We start from the raw sequence: 1,117 nt of genomic DNA on the forward strand, positions 1-1,117 counted from the left end.
ATCTTCGGCCGCGCATCCGGCCCCCAATCAAGATTCAGCCTCTTCGTCGTAACCTGGCTGGGCGTCGAGAAGCTGCGCCCTGCATCCTGCGAACTTGCGACGGAGACCTGCCCGCCCGCCATCCAGACAAGCCACAGCGTCCCGTCCGGACCGAAGGCCGGCGTCACCTTGCTTGCACAACGCAGCGTCGGCTCTTCGCACGCGGCTTCGGATGCATGCTGACCATGCATCTGCGCCAGCGCCAGGCCCGGCAGGAGCGCGAAAGCGACTATCCCGAGCAAGCCAGTTCGGACCATGGCCCTACTCCCTTCGAGAGCCCGCATCATCTGAACGCCACCTTCATACCTGCAACGAACAGGCGCGGCGAGCCCGCGTAGATCGATCCAGTCGTGTTTGCGAGCACGCTCGCAGGATTTTGAAGGCCGGCCGCCGTCACCGTATTGGCGATGTTGTTTGCCGAGGCAACATAGGTGCGGTCGAACACGTTCCTGACTTCGAGAAACAGGTTCAGGGATCTAAAGGTGTCGGACACCAGGTCGGTCTTGTAGTGGACGTTCACATTGACCAGTTCGTAACCCGGCGCCTTCAGCAGATTTGCATTGTCCATGTAGAAGGAGTCCTTCCACTGGACCTCCACGAAGCCTCCAAGGCCAGCCAGCGGCCCGGCAAACTCGTCGTAACCGACCCGGGCCGTCAGCTCGTTGGGCGAGATGCCGGGGATCTTGTTGCCGGCCCGATTGAAGCTGAACACCGCGCCATTGGTGATGTTCTCGACATACTCGGTGTAGACCTCGTCGAGATAGGTGTACGCCGCCGTGAACCGCCAGCCCGGATAGAACTTCCAGTCAGCCGCGAGCTCGATGCCGCGATGCTCCGAGCGCGGTGCGTTGAACGTATAGCTCGTGTTGGGTGAATTGACAGGCGTTGCCTGCGATACGAGTTCGTCGCGGAAGAACTCGTAGAAGCCGGTCGCGCTGACCTTGAGCGTGTTGTTMGGTGTCCAGTCGAAACCGAGATCGTAGCCCAGATTTTTCTGGGCCTGGAGCTGTGTATTGTTGCCCGACAGCCCATTCGCCAGGACAAACAGGTTCGAAACCTGCGGCGTGCCGTATCCCGT

The 1,117-nt window shown here is 60.7% G+C and carries 1 protein-coding gene and 1 pseudogene; both read right to left on the minus strand.

Annotation, left to right across the window (positions count from 1 at the left end; genetic code table 11):
* Positions 1–296, minus strand: a pseudogene (locus tag ACXJL8_RS41735) (exo-alpha-sialidase); the annotation flags it as partial.
* A gap of 26 nt (positions 297–322) precedes the next feature.
* A partial coding sequence (locus tag ACXJL8_RS41740; RefSeq protein ID WP_456687111.1) for a TonB-dependent receptor domain-containing protein occupies positions 323–1,117 on the minus strand: 795 nt, incomplete at its 5' end.

Source organism: Bradyrhizobium sp. P5_C11_2, assembly GCF_054049755.1.